The following is a 23,741-nucleotide window of genomic DNA, read 5'->3' as shown; positions in this document are numbered from 1 at the left end:
CAATTCCTCAGAGTTCGTTCCACGGTCTATAAAACCTTTGACATAATTAACCTCAAGACGAACTCCCTCAAAGAGCAAGGCTGAGTCTATCGTTTTAGAGAGTCGGAACAATCTTTAAAATATTCATTATGATACACTAAATATTAGATATTCTAAATTAATGTAGAAAAATAATTCCAGATTGAACTCTGGAACTGAAATCTTGAGTGAATATATTTTTGTTAGTAGTTTCTTAATTTGGCAGTCCCACCAGTAGTTCACCAACCCCAAATTGCTAGGCTCAAGCAGGGGGAGCAGGGGGAGCAGGGGAAGAAAGAGATTTTTTTGCTGCTATTAATCTTGCAAAGTTCTCTTGGCAGAACACTAGAAACTCTTGACTAGCTACCAGGAATTTTACTCAAAACTCAGCACTTACCACTCACCACTCTCAACTTAGATGGAACAAAGGACGTAGCTTAATACCAATTGCAGTACCTAACAAAGCGCAAATAATCCACACCCAACCATGTAGGCTAGTGGAAGCAATGGCACTGAAAAAGGCACTGACATTGCATCCGAAGGCCGTAAAAGCACCATAACCCATGATTAAACCACCAATCACTTGAGCAAGAATTTTCGATGGGCTAACTTGAGTTTGTGGCGTAAGTTTTCCAGCTAAGGCTGCTGCTAATAATGCACCCAAGATAATACCCAAATTCATCACAGATGTTACATCTGCAAACACGCTATCGGATAAGGCTGTATCGCCATCCCAAAATTGACTTGTGGAGGGATTCCAACCTAAAACTGTGGCAATTTTGGCTGTCCATAAAGCAAAGCCCCAGGTAATTCGCCAAGGTTCGCCAGAAATTATCAGGGTGAGCCAATTCAGTACAGCTAAGGCTATTCCTCCTGTAAATAATAAAAATCCTAAGCCTGTGGGTGAGGGAGGTTCTGCGGATGCAGGGTTGCTGTTTTTACTCCATAACCACAGCAACCCTGCTAACAATAGTAGAATTCCTAACTGTAAGACTACTGCACCTGTCCAACCAAGAGTTTCACCTAAAACGATGGGTTCAGTCTTGGGTAAACTAGCCCAGAGGTGTCTAGTTAAACTAGCCCAAAATGCTCCTAGACAAAAGGTGAGCAAGGTGATAATCATAGTATAACTACCACCACCGATGGTATACAGTGTACCGCAACCACAAGCACCACCTAATTGCATTCCTATGCCAAAAATGAATGCACCGATCGCGCCTGATATACCCACAGGAGCGATCGCACCTGTAACTTCTTGACCAAAAACCTTTCCAGCCGCTAACACTGGTGCAAATAATACAGTCGCGATCGCTAACATCAACAACTGGGCGTATATTCCTCGCGCATCCCTGTTTAACAGTAGTTTACGGTAAGCAGAAGCAAAACCAAAACTAGAATGATAAAGGCTAATGCCCAACAAACCACCAATGAGAAATAATACACTTTGTCGCCAGCCATATTCACTCAACAAGACTGATCCGGCTGTAAAAAAGAAGATTGCGATCGCCACAATTAATTTTTGCGGTTTAGGTGGTAATAAACGGGATTCTGATGGAAGTATATTGTCCACACCACTACTCATAAAACAATTCAGAATTAGTCTGAGCCAGATTTAGCTAAAACCCAACGTGGAAAAAATCAATCGTTGGGTTAGTTACGTTGCGATCGCTTTATCAGTTTTTCTCAAAAATCAGATGGAATACCTATCCCTTTTTTTGAGACATTAAACTCTGGAAGTGTTTTTGTCTTGGTCTGTGGTTTGAGTATCTTTACTCCGTCTACAACCTACTAAACTTTCCTGATCAGAATTATTCACAGATTGATTAGCTTGGAGAGTATCTACAATACCGAAGCTAGTCAATAACACAGCCAAAGATAACATTGCAAATTTCATCATTTTTATCCTCATCAGTTGCAAAGAATACTAATATTCAACGGTCTCATATACCTCTAACTTACCTGTTCAGGGCCAGTAGCTACAGGTAGGTCTGATTGAGTGCTGTACTCAGTCCAAGAACCTTCATACACTCGAACGTTGGGATAACCCAGCAAATGCTTTAACACCACATATTGCAGAGTTGCTTCCCTTCCTGTACTACAACTAACGATGATGTCATCAGCCGGAGTAATTTTTTTGTCAGCCAGGATTTTCTTGATTTCCTCTAAAGATTTCAGTTTGTGAGGATTTTGAGCATCTGTAAAGGTCGGCCAAGGGATATTGCGCGCCCCAGGGATATGCCCATTCCGTAACCAAATCTTTTCCTTCCCTTGGAATAAATCCGCCGGTCTGGGGTCGATGAAGGTAACGCCTTTTTTCCCAATCAGTTTTCTAACATCATTTAATGAAACACGCACAGCAGGGTTATCTTTAACTGTGAATTTACCCGCTTTATATTGAGGAAATTCTTTAGTTACTGATAGTGATGCGGCTTCGTAACTTTTGTAGCCACCATCCAACACAGCTATGTCTTTGACTCCAGACCGTTCTAGCAAATAAGCTACCATCGTCGCGCCTAGTACGTCTCTACCGTCAGAGTAAACGAGGACACGACTGTTATTGGTAACTCCTGAATTAGCAAATATTTGACCTAATTTCTGATTTTCCCAATATTGCACCGGTAGACCTTCTCTGGGGCCACGAAAGGCTGTATCAGCAATATTCACTGCTCCAGGTAGGTGTCCATCGATATAGTCTAGAGGTAAATTTCTCACATCTAAAATTCTCAGGTTGGGATCTTTGGCATTCTCTGCTACCCAATTAGGCGAAACGAACTGAATCTTAGCCGCAGATGTAGCTCCCCACACTGGTAAATGCAGTATGGGAGTGATTAATAAACAAGCACAAATTGCTAGGCCTAAAGCAAACAGTTTATTCTGCTTCCACTTTGCCCAGGAAAATTTCCGTGTCTTCATGATTGTTGTTAGCTGTCTATATATTCCAAGGGAAACTCGCCAGATGTTAAGTCACATCTAGCAGTTAAAATACTCTAAGTCGAGCGATAAACAGGATTTTGTATTTATGTATATAAGCATTCCACATATACAAGCGGAATACAAGTGCTATGGATGCCGCAGTTGTAGTTAGAGGTATAGGTATTCAATATGGTATCAATAGGTTTTTATAATAATTACTTGCGCTAAATATAAGTACAAGCTATAAATTGTCAAGAGATGGTAGTATTTTGCTGAGAAAGTGGAAGGAAGAGGGAAAATGCGATCGCTAATTTTTTGGTAGGGAGTTAATTATCCAAAACTTCCCCAACCAAAAATGAGAACCTCTGTTCCCTAAACTCCAAATTTTCAACTCAAAGCATTTTCCAAATCAGCTTGCAAGTCTAATACATTCTCAATTCCCACAGAAAGACGAACTAAATTATCATTAATTCCCCGTTTATATCTTTCTTCCTGTGGTAAAGAACCATGAGTCATTTTTGCCGGATAGCAAAGTAATGATTCTACACCACCTAAACTTTCTGCTAACAAAAATAGCTTAAGACGGGAAGCAAATTTTTCCACCTCGGCAAAATCGCCTTTTAATTCCAAACTAATCATCCCACCAAACCCAGACATTTGTGATTTAGCTAATTGATGTTGTTCATGACTAGGTAAACCAGGATAATAAACACGTTCAACTTTGGGGTGCTGTTCTAAAAATTTAGCTAACAATAAAGCATTTTTTTCGTGTTCTCGCATTCTCACAGCTAAAGTTTTAATCCCTCGCAGCACTAACCAACTATCAAAGGGACTAGGAACAGCCCCAATCGCATTTTGATAAAATTTCAATTCAGTATATAGTTGTTCATTTGATGTCACCACTGCGCCGCCAATAATATCGCTGTGTCCTCCTAAATATTTGGTGGTACTGTGAACAACAATATCTGCACCATTATCTAACGGTCTTTGAAAGTAAGGGCTAGCAAAGGTGTTATCAACTACTAGAATAATATTGTGTTGATGAGCAATATTTGCTAGTGCGGTAATATCAATGATTTTTAATAAGGGATTTGTAGGAGTTTCTACCCAAATCAGTTTAGTGTTGGGTTGAATAGCCTTTTCAAAGTTAGAAATATCATCAATATCTACATAGGTAGTGCTTACACCCCAATTTTTTACCACCTTTTCTAACAAGCGATAAGTACCACCATACAAATCATCGCCAGCCACAATATGATCGCCACTTTTCAGTAGACTTAAGACAGTGGTTGTAGCCGCTAAACCAGAAGCAAATGCTAACCCATATTTACCATTTTCAATTGCTGCTAAAGCTTCTTCTAAAGCATTGCGAGTGGGGTTGCCTGTGCGAGAATATTCATATCCTTTGTGCTGACCTATGGCTTCTTGTTGATATGTAGAAGTTAAATAAATCGGCACAATCACCGCACCAGTTTGTGGATCTGATTGTTGACCTTCATGAATAGCTTTAGTTTCAAATTCCATTGTTTACCTTTGATTTTTCTTGGTTTTGACTAATCCAATATCTAATTAAATCGGCTCTAGTAATTAACCCAACGGGAATATCATGACGCGTAATAATAATTCCGGTTGTTCCTGATAACAGCACTCGATAAGCTTCAGCAACATCTACATTTTCATCGAGAATTGGGAGTGGTTTACCCATCACAGCTAAAACTTGCTGGTTAGAAAAATTAATCCCGTCGTAAAGAAATTTCATCAAAGATGCTTCATTGAGGCTACCCACTACATGGTGATGATCAATTACAGGTAACTGAGAAATATTGAGTTTTTGCAGTAAGTTGGTGGCTTGGCTTAAAGTATCGCTGGGACTAACAGCAACCAAAGAAGGGAAATCAGTCTTTTGGTGTAGAATTTCCCCAATTTTTATAGTTTTAACTGTTTTACCTTCCCAAAAACCATTTTCTTGCATCCACGCATCAGAGTAAATTTTATTAATGTAGTTTCTTCCTGTATCTGGTAACAAAACTACAATATATTTTGGCTGTGATAATCGCGCTGCATACTTGAGGGCTGCGGCTACTACTGTACCACAAGAACCTCCCACTAATAAGCCTTCTTCTCTAGCAAGACGACGCGCCATATTAAAAGATTCTTTATCGCTGACGCGAATCATTTCATCAACTAATTGACGATTAAAAGTTTTAGGAATAAAGTCTTCACCAATACCTTCAACTTTATAAGATTTAGGGCTATCTCCTGAGAGGATAGAACCTTCTGGATCTGCACCAACAATAATAATATTTGGGTTTTGTTCTTTGAGATATTTAGCAACTCCAGAAATTGTCCCACCAGTCCCCATACCGGCAACAAAAACATCAATTTTACCTTGACTATCTGACCATATTTCTGGCCCAGTTGTTAAATAATGAGCTAGAGGATTATTCGGGTTTTCAAATTGATTTGGTCTATACGCGCCGGGAATTTCTTTAGCTAATCTTTCCGCTACACCGTTATAACTTTCTGGAGAGTCAGGCGGTACAGATGTGGGAGTAACAACAACTTCTGCACCATAAGCTTTGAGTAGGTTAATTTTATCCTGACTCATTTTATCAGGCATGACAAAAATACAGCGATATTTTTTAACTGCGGCAATGAGTGCTAATCCCACACCAGTATTACCTGCGGTAGCTTCAATAATAGTTCCTCCTGGTTGCAGTTGACCTGTTTTCTCAGCGTTTTCTATCATACTGAGAGCAATTCTATCTTTGGTACTCCCACCAGGGTTGAGATATTCTACTTTCGCGTAAATAGTAGATTGAATATTTTCAGTAACTCGATTCAGTCTGACTAAGGGAGTTCTACCAATTGCTTGTAAAATATTGTCGTAATTAGCCATATTTAATCCTTGTCAGTGATGACAAATTTGGTGTTATTGTTTTTTTATGCTCACACCAATTTTTTAATTAAATAGTTAGTGAATTCTATAACATCCTACTTATGGCAGAATTCGTTAATAAAGGTGAGTCTTGACCTAAATCAGTAATCTAGCAATCTCATCTGGAGTACGGGCAATCAAATCAGCACCATAAGTTGTTAATTCTTCCTCAGTTCCGTAGCCGTAGGTGACACCAATTGCAGTTACGCCGTTATGTTTAGCTCCGATCATATCGTGAGAGCGATCGCCTACCATCACCACATTAGTAGGGTCAAGATTTTCGGCAAGCAAAATGTAATTAATTAAGTCACTTTTTACACTCCGAGTTCCATCCAGTTCACTGCCGTAAACGTGATTAAAAAATGAGGATAATCTAAAATGATCAATGATACTGGTAGCATAAATATGTGGTTTAGAAGTGGCAACAAAGGTTTGATAACCAGCGAGCTGAATAGCTTCTAGGGTTTCTACAATTTGGGGATAAAGAGAATTTTCAAATAATCCAATTGTGGCAAAGCGATGACGATATAGTGAAATTGCTTGTGCTAAAACTGTCTCCTCTGAAGTGTTTAATAACTGGGAGAAACTATCTTTGATGGGAGGCCCGATACACCAATCTAATTTATCTGCATCAGGTGGACTGTGACCAAGTTCTGATATGGCAAATTGAATACAGCGAGTAATGCCAAGTTTGGGATCTGTTAAAGTCCCATCTAAATCAAACAAAATAACAGAGGCATACATATTTAAATACTAAAAGCTAGATGGGATTTAACTCCTCATTTTCAACGCGTTAGGATGGATACCCAATACTTTAGGAAAGTTGCGAGAGAACAACCCGATTGTATGTGCAAAATCATACCATAAATGTTAATGTCTGACTATTTCTGACTATATTTTTGTTATTGAAACCCAAATACCAATTTGCTTTATGAGCGATCGCTTCCCGAAATAATCTATCCCCCCAAGTGATGGCATATTGATTGATATCCGTCTCAATCGCCTCATAAGCTGCTTGTTTCAAGTCTGGCGGACAAGGAAAATCTGGAAAACCTTGAGCTAGATTCACCGCACCGTACTGTACCGCTATTCTCGTCATTTCCCGAATCACCGACTCGGTAAACTGCTTCGCCTTCGTTGATATTTTTGGACGCTGAATCTCTCTCACTGAGTAACTCCGGCTGTATCTAGATTCCTGTAGGAACAATTAAAGCACATAAAGCTTATATATTTACCGTAGTATACATGATTCTCTGGAGGGGATTAAAGTCTCGTCTGCGGCACTCGCTTGTGAGTGCAGAAGCTGCAACTATAGCGTCAGCTTAGTTAGAGTAGTTTACGCATCTCTTCTGATAGTTACCTGAAAACTGATATCTATGGTGAAAAAGATGCAATTAACAAAACTTTTAGGCGTTGTTGATTAATGGGATGATTTATGTTTCGCGCATTCGACGAAGTCGTTCTCGGAGAGTAGGCGCAAAGCCGCAAAAAATCGGTAGTTTACTTGGATAGAAAAGCTTAATTCATCCCGCATTTATGCAACGCCAACTTTTAATTACCTTAATTAAGGTAGGTATTTATCTCAATAGAAATTTATAGGTTTTCTCTTAATAGAAAATATCTGTTCATCAAAAATTGTCATGCTTGAATCATAAAAATATTTGATTAATCAAAAATCATGTTATATGCTAATAGGAGTCAGATTAATTAACCATTATATATTGAGTAATAGAAGTTACTTTAATTACTTAAATGTCAAAATATTCCTTTCATTAATAGATGTTATTAGCGGTAAATGTCAAGATAAATTGACATTTATCTCGGAGGATTTTGATATTGTTAAGCAACTAAAAATAAAAGCCTCAGAAAAATTTATGTTTAATTTCGGAATTAAATATAAATCCTGCATCAAAATGCTTATTTCATTGGAGTTGCGTCAATTAGTGAGAATATACCCCTTTTAGCATCGCCTAATGGGTGTTTATATTTGTTTAATTTATCAAGCATAGATATTAGCCATTAATCTGCAATAAATTGATTTCATAGACACAAAGTTATTGCAAATAACTTATGTACGAAAATATTTTCAACCAAACCTATTCTGAGGCGATCGCTATCATTGGTGGTGGCGTTAGTGGTTCTTTAGTCGCAGCAAATTTACTCCGAAATGCAAGTACACCACTGGTAATTAAGTTAATTGAACGTAGACCAGAAATCGGTAAAGGTGTGGCTTATAGTACGTTAGTTGATGGTCATTTGTTGAATGTACCAGCAGGTCGGATGAGTGCTTTTGCTGATCAACCAGAACATTTTTTAAACTGGTTGCATACAAATGGCTATTCACAAGTCACTGCATCGACATATGTACAGCGTCGGATTTATGGAAAATATATCCAAGCAATTGTTCACACAGCAGAAGCAAATGCAGCCGATGGGGTACAATTAGAGAGGATTTTTGATGAAGCGATCGCCATTACTACAACCGATGATCTAGCCACCATCTATCTACAAAGTGGACAGTATTTATCTGCACAGAAAGTTGTATTAGCTTTAGGGAATTTTTCTGCATCTTCACCACAGCCAATAGCCTCTTTAGGACATAATCACCCCCATGTGAGAGACGCTTGGTCTAATGATGCAATTTCTCACCTCAATCCAGATGATACGATTTTGCTAGTCGGAACAGGTCTAACAATGGTTGATGTAGTTGTATCCTTACATCAACAAGGATTTAAAGGAAAGATTTACGCCGTTTCCCGCCACGGATTAAAGCCTCAGTCTCACAAACTCACAACCTCTTATCCAGCATTTATTGATTTAGATACTGCACCAAAAACTGTACGAAGATTACTACACTTAGTCCGCAAAGAAATACAAACAGCTTCGACTCAAGGACAAGACTGGCGTGCAGTTATCGATGCAATTCGTCCAATTCTGCAACCGCTTTGGCAAATACTACCATTCCCAGAACAGCAGCGATTTTTACGCCACATCAAAACCTACTGGGAAGTACACCGTCACCGGATTGCAGAGGAAATTGACGAGTTACTCAATACCATTGTTCAGACTAGTCAACTTACTTATTATGCTGGTCAAATTCAAACTTGTCGGGAAGTAGAAAAAGGTATTGATGTCACGATTAAAGCACGAAGAACAGGCGAAAATATCGTTTTGCGAGTCAACAGAATTATTAATTGTACAGGTGCAAATTGTAACTATCGGAGATTACAACATCCATTAATTGCTAGTCTCCAAGAACAACGTCTCATGCGTCCTCACCCTCTATCAATTGGTATCGATACTGCTAACAACGGTGCATTAATTGATGCTGAAGGTAAGGTTTCGCAACAGCTATACACACTAGGAACACCACGTAAAGGAAATCTTTGGGAAAGCACAGCTGTACCTGAAATTCGCACCCAAGCCGCGAATTTGACACAAGAGTTACTGCAATCCCTCAACTACAAACCCTACACTAACAATCTGGTACACGAGTTATTCAAACCGACTATGCTATTTCGTCAACTCTTTGATAAAGAATCGAGTACCTATACTTACCTAATTGGTGATGCAGCCACTAAAGCCGCTATTTTAGTAGATCCTGTTTTAGAACAAGTCGAACGTGACTTGCAAATACTAAGAGAAATGGGATTAACTCTGCACTACTGCTTAGAAACTCATGTTCATGCTGACCATATTACTGGAGCAGGTCAACTGCGACAATATACAGGATGTGTAAATATTTTTCCTGAAAATGCTGATGTTGTGGGTGCAGATGGCTACATCCGTGATGGAGAAATCTTACAACTAGGTAGCGTCAAAATACAAGCGATCGCTACCCCCGGTCATACAGATAGCCATATGGCTTACTTAGTCAATGGGACTCATCTATTAACTGGAGATGCTTTATTAATTCGGGGTTGTGGACGTACAGACTTCCAAAATGGTGATGCGGGATTGCTATACGATGTCATCACACAAAAGCTATTTACCCTTCCCGATGAAACCTTTGTCTATCCTGGTCACGACTACCAAGGACGTACCGTGTCTACTATTGGAGGTGAAAAACGTTGCAATCCCCGCTTTGTTGGACGTAGTCGCCACCAGTTCATTGAATTGATGAAAAGTTTAAACTTACCTTATCCTCAAAAGATGTCAGAAGCTTTACCTGCAAATAAGCATGGGGGCAAAATTGTCGTAACCCTAGACTATCAAATCTAGTAGTTCACCAATCCAAAATTGCTAGGCTAAGGGAACACCAAAAAATAAATTATCCCAAATAAATAGCTTAGTAGGGTGCGTCAGTGCGAGAAAACCTAACTATACCAAGAGATTATTCATACTGACGCACCCTACAGTTTGGATATTTTTTTATCTGGAAGTCCCTTAAGTCTTAAATTTTTCATCCACCGGGATTCGATAACCGTTGGCGAGGCGGTTAGTCATGTTGGCGGTAGCCACTATGGCCATTAATTCCCCAAACATTGTTTCATTCATACCTTTAGCATATCCCGCAGCCGTATGTGAAGCGATGCAATACTCACAGCTATTAGTGACGCTTACTGCAATATAAATTAATTCGCGTACCAACGGATCGAGTTCTCCAGGACTAGTCATCACTTCTTTGACTGCCTGCCATGTTCGTTGTAAGGTAGGGGGATGATTGGCTAAAGCTTTCCAAAAGTTGTTAATTTCGTCAGTCTTACGTGTAGCCCGAATGTCATCATATACAGCCCGGACTTCATCACTACTATCTTCGTACTCAATTAACTTTGTCATTGCACTAAGAATAAATTATGTTTTGTCCTTAGATAATTTAATACATATCTGCTAGAGATGAATATTGAACTTAAATTTCCCTAGCAATCATCAATCAATTACAAACAAAAAGATACTCAACTTATTGAATAAGTTGGGTATCTTTTTGTGAATATTTGTAATTAATATTTAAACACCAGGAGTAGTACCGCCATCAACCAAAATTTCTGCCCCAGTGATGGAAGCAGCTAGATCAGAAACTAAAAATAAAGCTAGATTGGCAATTTCCTCTGGTTTCACAATTTTACCCAAAGGTATCGCTTTTAATGATTCTGCCTTAATTTCTTCTACACTGACACCACGGGCTTGAGCATTTTGTTTTGCCAAACTTTCAGCGCGTTCAGTACCAGTTAAACCGGGAGAGATAGCATTAATCCGAATATTGTACTGGGCTAATTCTTTAGAAATTCCGCGTGTGAAATTTAATAAAGCCGCATTAGTTGTACCACCAGGGAGGAAGTTCGGGCGGGGTGTGCGTCCTGCACCACCAATAATGTTGACAATTCGTCCATCACGCTGATTTTTTTGATGTGGGACAACTGCTCTAACTAATCGGATATAGCCCAATAATTTCAGATTCCACGCATCTAAAAAAGCCTCATCACCTAATTCTAAAAAAGACCCCGCACGGGCTGAACCAGCATTATTAATTAAAATATCAATCTGACCAAATTGTGTCAAAGTTGTAGAAACTATTTGCTCAATACTTTCTGCTTGAGTCAGATCAGCACTAATAGAAATTACCTTAGCACCTGGAGTTGGTAATGATTGGATGTCCAGTACAGCTTGCTCTAATCTTTCTGGATTGCGCGCCGCAATTACTACATTTACACCCTCACTATAAAGAGCTTTGGCTGTAGCTAATCCAATTCCTGCACTTCCGCCTGTGACAATTGCAGTTTTCCCTGAAAGTTTTAGGTCTAAGCTCATCTAAATTTTCCTCAAAATGTAATTTTGAAAATAGCGATCGCAAGCAATCTAGTTAATCTTTGTACTCTTAGCAAAACGTTGCTTTTACTGTTCTAACAGTTTCAGTAGTAATCTCATGTCATTAAATACAACAGATGCACCAACTGCTTTTAGTTGTTCTGGTTTAGTCACTTCTGCATAACCAAACACTGTCATAGCTGCATCAACTCCTGCTCTTACACCTACAGGTGTATCTTCAATAACTACACATTCATGTGGATAAAAACCCATTTTTTCTGCCGCATATAAAAATACATCTGGATAGGGTTTGCTACGTGCTACGGCTGTCGCGCTAAATATTTTTCCAGAGAAATAAGGCAGTAAATCTGTTGCAATTAAAGCTTGATTTATCCAATTATGGTTACTATTGGAAGCAACACAATAAGGAAGATTTAGTTTACTTAGAACATCATGTATCCCTTGTACGGGTTGCAAATCTGTTGCAAACGCCTGTATTGTACGCTGCTCAAATTCACTGGCAAAGTTCTCTGGCGGAGATTTACCAAGCATATTTTTCACTATTTCTAAGCATATAGGCATAGATGCGCCAAGAAAGATATCAAATACCTCTTCCAAAGTCAGAAATAGTCCTAATTCGTTGAGCATTTCCAACAAAATAGTATTTGCAATTCTTTCACTATCTATGAGAACACCATCACAATCGAAAATAACTAACTTTATTTTGTCCATGAATTTACACAAAATTGATAGCTTAAAGATTGCATAGATGTAACAAGCCTAGCTCAGATATTGTTACTCAGTAGAGTTAATATAGTTTCGTCAGAAAGAGTAGTGATGATGTCTTTCAATTTGCGATCGCGGCTAACGTTTTGTTCTGGTGTTTCTTTACCTAAAGAGGTATCCTTCACCAAACGATAAACATCAGCCGCACCGTAAAAAATGCACTCAGTTAAACCCAAGTCTTTGAAAGTTTCTGCAATCTCTTCCATTTCCCCTACCCAACGATGTGCTTTTGGTGTCATAGATGGAATGGAACGTAACAATATAGCAGCAAGTGCAGGTTGGCTACTAGTTACTTCGTTCCATAGTTGTTCATCCAAACCTAAACGATGGGCAGCAATGAGTAATTCTGTAGAGATTGCTGTTAGTCCTTTTGTTAAGGCGGCGTAAACCATCTTTAACCCAGAAGCCTGACCAATTTCATCACTGATGACTCGGATATCTAATCCATAGTTACTCAGTTGTTGGAATTCTCCAGCTTGTTTTCCCGAAGCATAGATGTGAGTGCGTCCAGGAACTCTAGGAGGTGGGCCGATGATGGAAGCATCTACAAAATTTGCACCCGATGATTCGATGATTTGGGCAATATTTTTGACTTTTTGAGGTGCGATCGCATTTGCATCAACGTAAAGAATCTGTTTCCCTACATTACCTATGACCTCAGCAACTTGCTGGGCTACTTCTGCGGCGGCGGCAGGGACTAATATTGATAAAATCACATCAGATTCAATGACCAATTGTGTGAGAGAACCTACATCCTGAATGTTGCCTGCGACAGCTAATTTTCGGGTTCTTTCACTACGATTTTCTAAAGCTGCGATCGTCCTCAATCCATGTTGGTTGAGGACAGATGCAACTGCCTGCCCCATATCGCCAGGACTTAAAATACCAACGGTTTTGATTTGCATGGAAAGCCTAATTTAGCTTTGTTCAGCCTTGAATGCGCTGACACAGGGTGATTGAGTTCTGAGATAAACTACTATAAACCGATAAACTTATCGTAGTTAATCTACAGAAAAACTATCACAAATCATTAGCAAAAAGCAAGCTACTCCACGACCTGATTTAAACCGTCACCCTTCTACCATCAAACTTGGTGAAGGTGAAACCGTTGAAGCGTTCGTTATATCCCAATCGTTCGTCTCGCAGGATACTGATAGCAACTTCTTCACCCAACGCCAAACCAGCTGCACCATCAGAACGCCAATGGATACCACCATGACCACGCCCGATGTAATAGTTTGTTGCTAACTTATTCAACTCACCCCCAACTGTCAAAGGTGGGCCACTATAGGGAATCAATTTAGTAGGATCATTGGGATCAGGTTCTACAGGATTGGGAATAATAAAATTCTCATCAAAAAAGGCTTTTAACAAAGTAGCTTGCACACCTGCAATAGAAGCAGCACCACCAGTGTAAGAAGAATGAAATGGTGCGCCTTCTGGATACGCATGGGGTAATAAATAAGTGCCGAAGGTGCTGAAGGTGCGAGCTAAGGCGGTAGAATTGAAGACTTGGGAATTAATCGGATAGTTAGTTCCATTCACAATATTATTGTGGACTAATCCACCATAGGCTTCTGGTCTTAAACGCCGATGCACATAAAATTTTTGCCAATAGGATGCTCTGATGGCTCGTGAAGTCCCTAAGTTGATTAAGGCTTGAATATGCCCTGGCGCAAAGGTAGCAGCAGAACCAACTTGAGTCCTGGAGTTGATGTAGGGATTTCCAGGATTTAAAGGTGCGCCAATACCACTGAGAATTAACAAGGCTCCAAAGAACAAAGCCCCACCAATATGTGATAATTCGCTGAGATCACGAACAGTAAAGACAAAACGGCGTGTGGGGTCGTACTTAATGGCCTTGCCGGAGCTACCTCCATTTTGAACAGTTAACCATTCGTTGTAATTGGTGAGGAAATCATTCTCTCTGCCAGCTAGAGCTGTGCGAATCAAAGGTGAAATAACTTGGGTATTGTAGGGAATTTCCCGCAATAGAAATTGAGAGATATGTGGGCCATCTAGCACTCCTGAAGGAGTAAAGTATTTTGTTGTTCTTCCTGAGCGATCGCGCTCATCAGTATAGATGACACTACCACGAAATAGGGTTTGAGGTGTCACAAAACCATTTTGTTTTGGCCCTCGGAATCCTGGCAGACTATTGAGTTCTGCGATCGCTGCTGCAACATTGGGGTCTTGAGCGAACTGATGAAAGGGTACATCCCGCAGTAAAGCTTGCCAATATAGTTCAATAGCTTCCGCAGCTTGTTCTGCACTATCTAAAGTTGGTGGTGGTGGAACGGCTATCTGAGACGCATTGATTCCTTCTAAACTAATTGCCAACGGGCCTTGAGGGTTAACTAGCTTTCTTGTACCACCCAAAATAATTTTTTCGTAATCATCTGGATTCTGGGTTGTTAAAGCTTTAATCAAAGAATTGTAAGCTCTTTGATCAACTTCGCCTTTTTGATCATGTGGTAATCCCCTCGTGTCTGTAGCAATTTTGTTAGGATAGCGTTCTTCATCACCGTTTGTCGGATGTGGTGGAATATCAATTTGTCGATTATTTCGCGCTGCTTGGAGACGCACTTGAAAGGCTTGCTGGCGAAACCTAATATAGCTAGAATTGCGATCCCTACCCTGAGCAATTTCTCTCGCTTGTACAACATCTCCCTTCGAGGAAGTGAAAGACGAACCGACTATCCCAGTCACAAAACTAGTAGCAGTAAACAAACTAGCGTGATTCAGAAATGAACGCCTACTAACACCCTTACGCCAAAAACGTCTGCTACGTTTTTTTTCACTACTACGAGGTTGAAAATTTGTTGCTTCATTCTGGGTTTGTGTATCTTCTTGAGAAGGTTGAGAGGAATTATGGTCAGATTGCATAATAACGAGTCTCCATGATCAGAAAATGAAACTAAACCAATTCGCAATTCGCAATTCGCAATGGACTAACGCCCAGGGCGAACGCAATTAATTTAGCCACCCACAAGGGGTGGGGTTTTAAACCTAATTTTTTCCAATAAATACACCTCAATCTATTTGCAGATATGCAAAGTAAGCTCCCAAATTAGGAAACTTGCTGAGTGCCTAAATCTTAAGTATGTATAGTCAACAAAATAGCTCCAGATAGGCTTGTAAACGAAGTTTACGAGCGTGATACGTAAAGCCCCTCTGATTCATGTAGGGAGCGTCAATATCTATACGAACCACGGTTATCTAGATGCTATTTATAACATCTGCTATGTTAAATTCTTGACTTGATAACTTTCAACACACAGTTACTCATGAATCAGCTTTGAAAAGGCCTTTTCTAGAGTCTTTTAACTTTGTGTGACCACTGACTTATGCAGTTGACTATCAACGAATAAAATACTTAAAGTAGATAGACTTACTGTACTTATCGTTAAAATCAAATTTTGCATAAAAATATGAAAAACGCAATATGTTTGGTTTAAAAAAGTTTCTAGTAGTCTGCCAAACAAATTATGATACCGAATTGGGATAGCTTAGTATTTTTTTGAGATTCTGGAATGGCCTAAGAATCCAGGCTTTTAATCCAAAATCCAAAACTTGTACTGAGCTTGTCGAAGTATCCAAAATCCAAAATTGGTATGAGATGTCATAGATACCCGACTTTTTCAAAAGGTCGGGTATTTAAAAAACAGCAAGCTGAATCTAGGCTGAAACCCCATACTGTTTAAACCATGCTTGGAGGCGTTTCCAACCGTCTTGAGCTTCTTTTTCTCTGTAGGAAGGACGGTAATCGGCAAAAAAGGCGTGGGGTGCGTCGGGATACACAATAATTTCCGATTTACTACGGCTAGATTTTAAGCGATCGCGCATCTGTTCCACTGTCTCCACAGGAATACCTGTATCTTTTCCTCCATACAATCCCAGCACTGGCACTTTCAAACTAGAGGCAATATCCACAGGATGTTTCGGCGTTAATTCTGTAGAATTACCCACCAATCGACCGTACCATGCTACACCTGCTTTAACTTTAGGGTTGTGTGCTGAATATAACCACGTAATTCGACCACCCCAACAAAAGCCTGTGATAGCTAATTTATTTGCATTACCTTTGGATGATTTCACAGCCCAATTGACGGTAGCATCCAGATCAGATAATACCTGGGCATCTGGAACTTTTGCTACCACCTGGCGAATTTCATCGATATTGCTTAACTTCGAGACATCACCTTGACGAGCAAATAATTCTGGCGCGATCGCTAAATACCCCAACTTGGCAAAGCGACGACAAACATCCTGGATGTGTTCATGTACACCGAAAATTTCTTGAATTACCAACACAATCGGAAAATCCCTTCCAGTTGCAGGTAAAGCTCTGTAAGCCGGAATTTCACCACCTTGAACGGGAATTTTCACCGCACCAGCAACGAGTCCTTGTGTATCAGTAGTAATCACTTGGGCAAAAATCGGTTTGACGGCCAAAGCAAAGCCTGTTGTCAGAGTCGCAGTAGCGATAAATTGGCGACGGGTGATCTGTTGCATCGTCTTGACTCAGAATTATTGGGTTACAGTTTTATTTGGGCGGAAAATGTAAATTTTTGTCAACTTCCTTTAAGTATAGTTCTATTGAAAATATTTTCAGACTCACTAAATATTAGTTTTACTAAAAATTAATTAGACATATATTTTATCTACTAAAGACTTGAATTTTATCCGGTATCGTGCAATACTGCTAAAACAATCACCACTAAATCGGTCGATAATTAGTATTATATGTAAAATATCCGTACTATCTTACAAAAGGAAAACTGCTATGGTGAGCAGGGAAGCGTTAAGAGACATCTGATCAGAACGAGATTGAATAGAGCAATTTTGCGATCAGACTCATAAGAATGTAGATATAGTCTGGGCAGAACCAGAACAAGAAGTTGTCAATAGGGGGTTAGTAGGACTGTGATTGAACTAGTCAGTGAATCTCGCTGTATTAAATGTAATCTTTGCGTTACTGCTTGTCCTACCAATGTCTTCGATGCAGTACCAGGAAGTGCGCCGAGAATTGCCCGTCAGAGTGATTGTCAAACTTGTTATATGTGCGAGCTATACTGCCCCGTAGATGCACTGTATGTTGACCCCAACGCGGATGAGTCAGTCCCCGTAGATGAACAGACATTGATAGCAGCAGGCTTTCTTGGCAGTTATCGACAAAACGTTGGCTGGGCAAAGGCACGCACACCAGCAGCTAAAACCTAGAAATTTGCTAATTACTAGCTGTGTGTAACAGTAATTTGTCCACAGATGCCCAGGGTAAAATCCTTCCTTGGGGAATACAGCAAACTAAGTAGAACAGTGTAAATATTTCAAGGTTTGTAGTGTACCCCTCCGGGGAAGCAAGCTACGCGCAGCGTCTCGTAGAGAGGACTTTAGTCCTCTGATAAGGACTGAAGTCCTTACTATGAACTAGATTCCAATCTTTTTACATTACTTCACATAGTTTGGTTTTTTCAAGTCTTTCTACTTAATTCGTAATTTCCATATAGTTAAAACTCAAAAACCAGTTTCACTTTTGACTACCCAGTCCCTAGTTTTCATTACCTAGCTATGAATTCCCAAGTCATCGAGTGCGGTTTTTTTCACCGTCTTTTAGTTTCATTTACGACCGTTGCACTGTTATTTACCCTGACTGGTTGTACTGCTCAACAAAGTCAGTCTAATAACTCAGCAGTAGCTTCATCTAATACGGGAGCCAATTCAGGCGAGTCAAAAACACTAGTTTTAAAAGTTGGTTTTATCAGTTCTGAAAGTAAATTGCCTATTGGCCCAGAAGGTTGGGCGTTGCAAAAAGGAACCTTAACACCAGGACTCAAAAGCTTGGGTGTAACGGAAGTCAAATTTATTCCCTTTGTGGGTGGGCCAGCACTCAATGAAGCTTTAGTTAGTGGTCAACTAGACATGGGTTTGTATGGAGATACCCCTGCTTTAGTTGGTAAGGCAGCAGGTTTACCGACACGATTGATTAATCAAACCAGAGTGGGTCAAAATGCTTGGTTAATTACTAATAAAAATGGTGCGCGCTCAATTGCTCAACTCAAAGGGACAAAAATAGGTGTAGCTAAAGGTACTTATCCCCATCGATATCTCATGGGTTTGTTAGATAAAGAGGGTTTGACTAAGGATGTGAAAGTAGTACAAATTCCGTCTGCTGATGCTAGAGCTGCATTGGAAAGGGGTGATATATCTGCCTATCCATTTGCTATGGGAGCAGGGCCAACATTAGTTTCTCAAGGCTTTCCAGTCATTGACCAAGCTAAAGATCATCAGGGATTAGTTGGTACGGGAGTAAGTGTTGTCACAGAAAACATTTTGGCTCGTCATCCAGAATTGCCGCAAAAGTGGAACAAAATTAGGCTCGAAGCTTTGCAGGATATTAAAGCCAATCCAGAGGCATTTTATCAGTTTGCCGCACAAGCTAGTGGCAATGTGCCGTTGGCGATCGCTAAAGAATCCTATCCACTAGAACTTTATCCCACAGAACCTTTTACACCTGAAGGATTGCAACTTTTAAATTCCACAAAACAGTTTCTTGCTAGACAGAAATTGTTGAAATCAGATTTTGAGATCAAAGATTGGCAAATTACCAATCCTTAAAAGTTTTCACAAGTGTTATACCAATTCACTAAAATCATGAAACAAATCCAAATTCAGAAACCCTTGCAAAATATTATGGATTTCTTAATTTTGAATTTTGAATTTTGAATTTTGAATTGGTATTACTCTCGCATCGCCAGGGAAGCTCCGCCCTTCCCCTTTTCTTAATTCTATAAGGAGTAAATTTCATGAATAGTTATACTCATCAAGATACGTCTCATATTGATTTAATTACTGATGTCTTAATTATTGGAGGTGGGCCGGCTGGAACTTGGGCAGCTTGGAGTGCAGCCAGTAATGGTGCAAAAGTTGTTTTAGTAGATAAAGGTTATTGTGGTACGAGTGGCGCAGCCGCCGCTTCTGGAAATGGAGTATGGTATGTTCCACCAGATCCAGAGCAACGGGAAGCAGCAATGGCTAGTCGGGAAGCAATGGGAGGCTTTTTAGCAGACCGGCATTGGATGACTAGGGTATTAGATCGCACCTATGACAACATTAATTATTTGGCAAATGAAGGTTATCCTTTCAGTGTGGATGCTAATGGCCAAGTCATTCGTCGTTCCTTGCAAGGCCCTGACTATATGCGCTTTATGCGGAAGAAAATTAAGCAAGCAGGGGTGAAAATATTAGACCATAGCCCAGCTTTAGAGTTGCTCTTAGATGCAGAAGGCGCGGTGGCTGGAGCTAAAGGGGTGAATCGTCAATCTGGCGAACCTTGGACAGTCAAAGCCGGGTCAGTTGTCATTGCTACAGGTGGTTGTGCTTTCTTGAGTAAGGCTCTTGGTTGTAATGTCTTGACTGGAGATGGTTATTTAATGGCGGCTGAGGCGGGTGCTGACTTTTCTGGGATGGAATTTTCTAATGCTTACGCCATTTCTCCGGCTTTTTCTTCTGTCACCAAGACTCGGTATTATGATTGGGCTTCTTTTACCTATGAAGATGGTACGGTAATTGAAGGTGCCGGTTCTAAACGTGGTCGCTCTGTAATTGCTAAAACACTACTGACTCAGCCAGTTTATGCTCGTCTTGACCAAAATATGGATGAGGCAACAAAAGCTTGGATGCGAGCCTCTCAGCCTAACTTCTTTGTAGCTTTTGATCGCGCTGGTATAGATCCCTTCACACAGAGATTTCCCATCACCTTACGTTTAGAAGGAACTGTACGCGGTACTGGTGGGATTCGGATTGCAGATTATACCTGTGCTACTTCAGTCCGTGGACTGTATGCGGCGGGAGACGCAGCCACTAGAGAGTTAATTTGTGGTGGCTTTACAGGTGGTGGTAGTCACAATGCCGCCTGGGCAATGTCTTCTGGCTATTGGTCTGGACAGTCGGCTGCTAGCTATGCTCTGAGTTTGGGAGAACAAGCAACTCGGCGTAGTGTACGTGGAGTTGGTGAAGCTGGGTTGCGTGGTGAAGGCGAAAAGAGATTCTCAGCAGATGAAGCGATCGCCTTAACTCAATCTGAGGTTTTCCCTTATGACCGCAACCTGTTCCGCAGTTCTACAGGGTTAAACGCATCTCTGGAAAGACTAGACGACCTCTGGGAAGAAATCCGCCATAGTCACACACCCGATGATACTCAAATTGTGCGATTGCGGGAAGCTGCGGCAATGGTAGCTACTGCTCGTTGGATGTACAACAGTGGTTTGCAACGTCAAGAAACTAGAGGTATGCACAAACGCATGGATTACCCAGAACAAGACCCTAATCAGCAATATCGCCTGCTTAGTGGGGGTTTAGATCAAATTTGGGTGAAACCTGAGTCTGTAGTTGCTCATCGGGAATTAGTTACTGTGTGATTTTGGGAAATTGAGGAATCTTTAGGACTTTTGTGAAAGGAAGGAATCAGGCTTTTGTCCTGTTTCTTCCTTTTTTTTAGACGCAAAGGGGCGCACAGTTGTGAAATTATTATCTCGATTGAGGTTGAATTTGAATTTTGATCTACCTGCTTTTAGATCGCGTAATTATCGGCTCTACTTTGCTGGACAAGCCTTCTCAATGACTGGGAATTTTATGACGCAAGTAGCGGTGCTTTGGTTGATTTATCGATTAACTGATTCAGCTTTACTGTTGGGGTTAGCAGGATTTTTTGGGCAATTACCAGTGTTTGCATTAGCTCCAATTTCCGGAATTTTAGCCGATCGCTACAACCGTCATCACCTGTTGCTCATACTTCAGCTTGTGGGTATTTCTTTATCCATCATTCTCACAGTCATCACATTTATGGGTGGTGCAAATTTTTGGACATTGCTGAGTTTTAGTGCATTGTTGGGCGTACTCAAAGGGTTAGATGTTCCTGTACGTCAGGCATTTGTCAGTGATATGGTGAGCCGGGAACTGATGGCGAATGCGATCGCTCTCAATGCTGCTTTTCTTCATGCTGCACGCCTCATTGGCCCTGCTCTGGGTGGTATTATGATTGCTCAGTTGGGCGCAGGTTATTGCTTTTTGTACGATAGTCTGAGCTATCTTTTGGCTATTTGGGCAATCTCAGCAATGCAGATTACATCCAGAACCGTAGAAATACAGAAAAGTAATACATGGCAGAAATTACAGGAAGGGTTGCAATATGCTTATCGTTTCTTGCCTGTGCGTTCTATTCTCTCATTATTAGCATTAACCAGCTTAGTTGGTATGTCATATACAACACTACTACCCATCTTTGCGGTAGAAGTTCTACGCGGCGACTCGGAAACCTTGGGTTTTCTCTCAGCCGCAGCAGCGATGGGTTCAGTGTTGGCGTGTGTTTATCTGAGTTTTCGCCAAAACGTGGCAGGTTTAGAGCGTTTAATAGCTTTTTCTCCAGTTTTTATGGGAATTGGCTTCATTCTTTTCTCGGTATCCCAAGTTTTTTGGATTTCACAATTAGCTTTAGTGTTAGTTGGTTGGAGTTCCACCCTTCAGGTAGCTGCTAGTAATACAGTGTTGCAATTTGTTGTGGAAGATAGCAAACGGGGAAGGGTAATGAGTTTTTATGCTATGTGTTTTATGGGTATGGCTCCTTTTGGTAATTTATTAGCAGGAATCTCAGCTCATTACTTGAAAGCTCCAAATACATTGATTTTGGGCGGTATCGTTTGTATTGTGGGTTCGGTGCTATTTCTACAACAACTACCCCAGATTGTGAAGTTAATGCACTTGGGGAAAAATCAAGTGGTGACTAATTAGGTTAGTGATGTCTGTAGGGTAAAATCTCTTATTTAAATGAGCTTAGGCAATTGATACATGGAATAAAAAACATTTGCTCCACATTCTTTGAGTTGATGAGCTTCATTTTTGGTAGTGTAACCTAAAACTTTCATCCCAGCAGCAATACCCGCACGTACACCTAAAATACTATCTTCCACAACAGTACAAAATTGAGGTTGAACTCCCATAGTTTTAGCTGCATATAAAAATAAATCGGGTGCTGGTTTCCAACTACCAATTTCATAGGAACTAAAAATACATCCTGCAAATCTTGGTAATAAATTAGTCACACGCAATGCCAATTGAATCTTGTCAATTGGGCCACTGGATGCAACGCAAATTGGTAAATTAATTTGGTCTAAAGCTGTTTCTATTCCTTTTACTGGCATTAGTTCGCGCTCAAATACCTGAGCAGTACGGGTGCGAAGTTGAGTAACAAAATCTGGCGGCATTTTTTTCCCCAATCTTCGCTCAATAAGAGTAACACAATCAGCCATTTTGCCACCTCTAAATAACAGAATAGCTTCTTCAAGTGGCAGCTTTAAGCCAAACTCGGCGACAAATTCCACAAGCACACGATTACCTAATGTCTCACTGTCTACTAATACTCCATCACAATCGAAAATAACCAGTTTTGTTTGTGCTTGCATGATTTTATTGGTTGTATTTGCTATCTATGAAATAGTATGCCTCTGGGTTTAAGCGCAGATTCGATTGCGGCGCGTCTTGCTAAACTCCATATGGTGGCTTGGTTGGCAGTGACTACGGGGATATTCAAATCAGCTTCTAATTCCTCGATGATTTCAAATGTTCTCCAGGCTGTGCAAGGCAACACAATTACATCTGCATTTTTGTGATTTATTTCTTTAATAAAAGCTGCGGCTTGATGTGGCGACTGATGCCAAAGATAACTGTGTTGAGCTAATTCCTTTGGACGTTCATCACCTTTAAAGCCAATTATTTGAAAAGGTAATTCACTCAAAAATGTTTTGAGAGTCTGGTTGTTCCATTCGGGATAAGGGGTAACTACAGAAATTTTCTTTACCTGGAGATGTATTAATGCGTCTACTAAGGCTAGAGATGGCACAACAACGGGTACTCCTAAATTCTGCGTTAACATTTGTGCCAATTGTTCAGCAAAAATTCGTCCTCGATAAAATGTTGCAGTTGTGAAACCGTATGCGCCAAAATCTACCTTAGCTCTAGCTAATTTACTGACTTCTTTAACGGCTTCTTGATTAATATAATCCATCGATTCTTTGCTCTCGTATGCGTGTATCCTGTGAGCTATGACGCGATGGGCATGAATGGTCACTTGGCTGGAAAAAGCAGAATAAAAGTCAGGCTCAAATGTGGTGTTACCTGCTGGTATGAGTAAGCCGATGCGAAACTCTCTGTGAGAGTCAGCTGTTAAATGCACATGACACCCCTTTCTGATCTGGCGCAATCTTTAGTATTCATTTAGCTAATCTAACAATTAGGTGTACATATTCCAAAAAGAATGTATAATATCTGAACAACGGTAACTCGA

The 23,741-nt window shown here is 40.3% G+C and carries 20 protein-coding genes; 5 read left to right on the top strand and 15 right to left on the bottom strand.

The features are described from left to right. Nucleotides 1-427: 427 nt before the first annotated feature. The 7 genes from ACQFX9_RS11280 to ACQFX9_RS11250 all read right to left on the bottom strand — a co-directional run bounded on the left by ACQFX9_RS11280 (nt 428) and on the right by ACQFX9_RS11250 (nt 7,037). Nucleotides 428-1,588, bottom strand: coding sequence for a YeeE/YedE family protein (locus ACQFX9_RS11280; RefSeq protein WP_427162079.1), 1,161 nt, complete (start codon nt 1,586-1,588; stop codon nt 428-430). 153 nt (nt 1,589-1,741) lie between these two features. Next, nucleotides 1,742-1,915, bottom strand: coding sequence for a hypothetical protein (locus tag ACQFX9_RS11275; protein ID WP_427162078.1), 174 nt, complete (start codon nt 1,913-1,915; stop codon nt 1,742-1,744). A 53-nt stretch (nt 1,916-1,968) separates the two neighbouring features. After that, entirely contained in the window at nt 1,969-2,931 is a 963-nt protein-coding gene (locus ACQFX9_RS11270; RefSeq protein ID WP_427162077.1) for a sulfurtransferase, read from the bottom strand. A 387-nt stretch (nt 2,932-3,318) separates the two neighbouring features. Then, nucleotides 3,319-4,455 carry a cystathionine gamma-synthase gene (locus tag ACQFX9_RS11265; protein ID WP_427162076.1) on the bottom strand — a complete coding sequence of 379 codons (1,137 nt, stop codon included), beginning with the start codon at nt 4,453-4,455 and terminating at the stop codon, nt 3,319-3,321. After that, nucleotides 4,445-5,830 (bottom strand): cystathionine beta-synthase, encoded by a 1,386-nt coding sequence (locus ACQFX9_RS11260; protein WP_427162075.1) that lies wholly within the window; start codon nt 5,828-5,830, stop codon nt 4,445-4,447. Before ACQFX9_RS11260 ends, ACQFX9_RS11265 begins: the two co-directional genes overlap by 11 nt. Nucleotides 5,831-5,965: 135 nt before the next feature. Then, complete coding sequence (locus ACQFX9_RS11255) at nt 5,966-6,613, bottom strand: HAD-IA family hydrolase (protein ID WP_427162074.1); 648 nt, start codon at nt 6,611-6,613, stop codon at nt 5,966-5,968. Between the two features lie 112 nt (nt 6,614-6,725). Next, complete coding sequence (locus tag ACQFX9_RS11250) at nt 6,726-7,037, bottom strand: hypothetical protein (RefSeq protein WP_427162072.1); 312 nt, start codon at nt 7,035-7,037, stop codon at nt 6,726-6,728. Nucleotides 7,038-7,939: 902 nt separating this feature from the next. On the opposite strand from ACQFX9_RS11250, the gene ACQFX9_RS11245 reads away from it, so the two are divergent. Beyond that, a complete protein-coding gene (locus ACQFX9_RS11245; RefSeq protein WP_427162071.1) occupies nt 7,940-10,090 on the top strand; it encodes an FAD/NAD(P)-binding protein in 2,151 nt (716 codons plus the stop codon). 165 nt (nt 10,091-10,255) lie between these two features. Here the strand turns inward: ACQFX9_RS11245 and ACQFX9_RS11240 are convergent, their stop codons facing one another. From ACQFX9_RS11240 to ACQFX9_RS11215, 6 genes are all read right to left on the bottom strand, one after another. Next, nucleotides 10,256-10,648, bottom strand: coding sequence for a carboxymuconolactone decarboxylase family protein (locus ACQFX9_RS11240; protein ID WP_236141904.1), 393 nt, complete (start codon nt 10,646-10,648; stop codon nt 10,256-10,258). A gap of 168 nt (nt 10,649-10,816) precedes the next feature. Then, the gene (locus tag ACQFX9_RS11235; protein WP_427162070.1) at nt 10,817-11,617 is read right to left on the bottom strand and encodes an SDR family oxidoreductase; all 801 of its coding nucleotides are present in this window, start codon (nt 11,615-11,617) and stop codon (nt 10,817-10,819) included. 84 nt (nt 11,618-11,701) lie between these two features. After that, nucleotides 11,702-12,346, bottom strand: a complete 645-nt coding sequence (locus ACQFX9_RS11230) for an HAD family hydrolase (protein ID WP_427162069.1) — start codon at nt 12,344-12,346, stop codon at nt 11,702-11,704. Nucleotides 12,347-12,399: 53 nt separating this feature from the next. After that, complete coding sequence (locus ACQFX9_RS11225) at nt 12,400-13,305, bottom strand: DUF1932 domain-containing protein (RefSeq protein ID WP_427162068.1); 906 nt, start codon at nt 13,303-13,305, stop codon at nt 12,400-12,402. 157 nt (nt 13,306-13,462) lie between these two features. Further along, nucleotides 13,463-15,286: a vanadium-dependent haloperoxidase gene (locus ACQFX9_RS11220; RefSeq protein WP_427162067.1), complete on the bottom strand. Its 1,824-nt coding sequence runs from the start codon at nt 15,284-15,286 to the stop codon at nt 13,463-13,465. Between the two features lie 792 nt (nt 15,287-16,078). Further along, entirely contained in the window at nt 16,079-16,915 is an 837-nt protein-coding gene (locus ACQFX9_RS11215; RefSeq protein WP_427162066.1) for a dienelactone hydrolase family protein, read from the bottom strand. A gap of 411 nt (nt 16,916-17,326) precedes the next feature. On the opposite strand from ACQFX9_RS11215, the gene ACQFX9_RS11210 reads away from it, so the two are divergent. The 4 genes from ACQFX9_RS11210 (at nt 17,327) to ACQFX9_RS11195 (ending at nt 22,189) form a co-directional block, all read left to right on the top strand. Next, nucleotides 17,327-17,623 (top strand): 4Fe-4S binding protein, encoded by a 297-nt coding sequence (locus tag ACQFX9_RS11210; RefSeq protein WP_427162065.1) that lies wholly within the window; start codon nt 17,327-17,329, stop codon nt 17,621-17,623. A 348-nt stretch (nt 17,624-17,971) separates the two neighbouring features. Further along, a complete protein-coding gene (locus ACQFX9_RS11205) occupies nt 17,972-19,018 on the top strand; it encodes an ABC transporter substrate-binding protein (protein ID WP_427162064.1) in 1,047 nt (348 codons plus the stop codon). Between the two features lie 188 nt (nt 19,019-19,206). After that, the gene (locus ACQFX9_RS11200; RefSeq protein ID WP_427162063.1) at nt 19,207-20,820 is read left to right on the top strand and encodes an FAD-dependent oxidoreductase; all 1,614 of its coding nucleotides are present in this window, start codon (nt 19,207-19,209) and stop codon (nt 20,818-20,820) included. 130 nt (nt 20,821-20,950) lie between these two features. Then, entirely contained in the window at nt 20,951-22,189 is a 1,239-nt protein-coding gene (locus ACQFX9_RS11195) for an MFS transporter (RefSeq protein ID WP_427162062.1), read from the top strand. Between the two features lie 32 nt (nt 22,190-22,221). Here ACQFX9_RS11195 and ACQFX9_RS11190 read toward each other — a convergent pair whose 3' ends face one another. Beyond that, a complete protein-coding gene (locus ACQFX9_RS11190; RefSeq protein WP_427162061.1) occupies nt 22,222-22,860 on the bottom strand; it encodes an HAD family hydrolase in 639 nt (212 codons plus the stop codon). Between the two features lie 20 nt (nt 22,861-22,880). Beyond that, on the bottom strand, nt 22,881-23,630 hold the full coding sequence (locus ACQFX9_RS11185) for a maleate cis-trans isomerase family protein (protein WP_427162060.1): 750 nt from the start codon (nt 23,628-23,630) through the stop codon (nt 22,881-22,883). Nucleotides 23,631-23,741 lie beyond the last annotated feature (111 nt).

Origin of the sequence: Aliinostoc sp. HNIBRCY26 (assembly GCF_050235535.1) — a bacterium.
Classification (GTDB): domain Bacteria; phylum Cyanobacteriota; class Cyanobacteriia; order Cyanobacteriales; family Nostocaceae; genus Trichormus.
The sequence above is the reverse complement of the archived record's forward strand: the minus strand, read 5'-3'. Positions and strand labels throughout refer to the sequence as shown.

Bases quoted from the DNA above. Each gene is read 5' to 3' on its own strand.
- ACQFX9_RS11275 (WP_427162078.1), bottom strand. From the start codon at position 1,915: ATGATGAAATTTGCAATGTTATCTTTGGCTGTGTTATTGACTAGCTTC.
- ACQFX9_RS11270 (WP_427162077.1), bottom strand. From the start codon at position 2,931: ATGAAGACACGGAAATTTTCCTGGGCAAAGTGGAAGCAGAATAAACTG.
- ACQFX9_RS11265 (WP_427162076.1), bottom strand. From the start codon at position 4,455: ATGGAATTTGAAACTAAAGCTATTCATGAAGGTCAACAATCAGATCCA.
- ACQFX9_RS11260 (WP_427162075.1), bottom strand. From the start codon at position 5,830: ATGGCTAATTACGACAATATTTTACAAGCAATTGGTAGAACTCCCTTA.
- ACQFX9_RS11255 (WP_427162074.1), bottom strand. From the start codon at position 6,613: ATGTATGCCTCTGTTATTTTGTTTGATTTAGATGGGACTTTAACAGAT.
- ACQFX9_RS11245 (WP_427162071.1), top strand. From the start codon at position 7,940: ATGTACGAAAATATTTTCAACCAAACCTATTCTGAGGCGATCGCTATC.
- ACQFX9_RS11240 (WP_236141904.1), bottom strand. From the start codon at position 10,648: ATGACAAAGTTAATTGAGTACGAAGATAGTAGTGATGAAGTCCGGGCT.
- ACQFX9_RS11235 (WP_427162070.1), bottom strand. From the start codon at position 11,617: ATGAGCTTAGACCTAAAACTTTCAGGGAAAACTGCAATTGTCACAGGC.
- ACQFX9_RS11230 (WP_427162069.1), bottom strand. From the start codon at position 12,346: ATGGACAAAATAAAGTTAGTTATTTTCGATTGTGATGGTGTTCTCATA.
- ACQFX9_RS11225 (WP_427162068.1), bottom strand. From the start codon at position 13,305: ATGCAAATCAAAACCGTTGGTATTTTAAGTCCTGGCGATATGGGGCAG.
- ACQFX9_RS11220 (WP_427162067.1), bottom strand. From the start codon at position 15,286: ATGCAATCTGACCATAATTCCTCTCAACCTTCTCAAGAAGATACACAA.
- ACQFX9_RS11215 (WP_427162066.1), bottom strand. From the start codon at position 16,915: ATGCAACAGATCACCCGTCGCCAATTTATCGCTACTGCGACTCTGACA.
- ACQFX9_RS11205 (WP_427162064.1), top strand. From the start codon at position 17,972: ATGAATTCCCAAGTCATCGAGTGCGGTTTTTTTCACCGTCTTTTAGTT.
- ACQFX9_RS11200 (WP_427162063.1), top strand. From the start codon at position 19,207: ATGAATAGTTATACTCATCAAGATACGTCTCATATTGATTTAATTACT.
- ACQFX9_RS11190 (WP_427162061.1), bottom strand. From the start codon at position 22,860: ATGCAAGCACAAACAAAACTGGTTATTTTCGATTGTGATGGAGTATTA.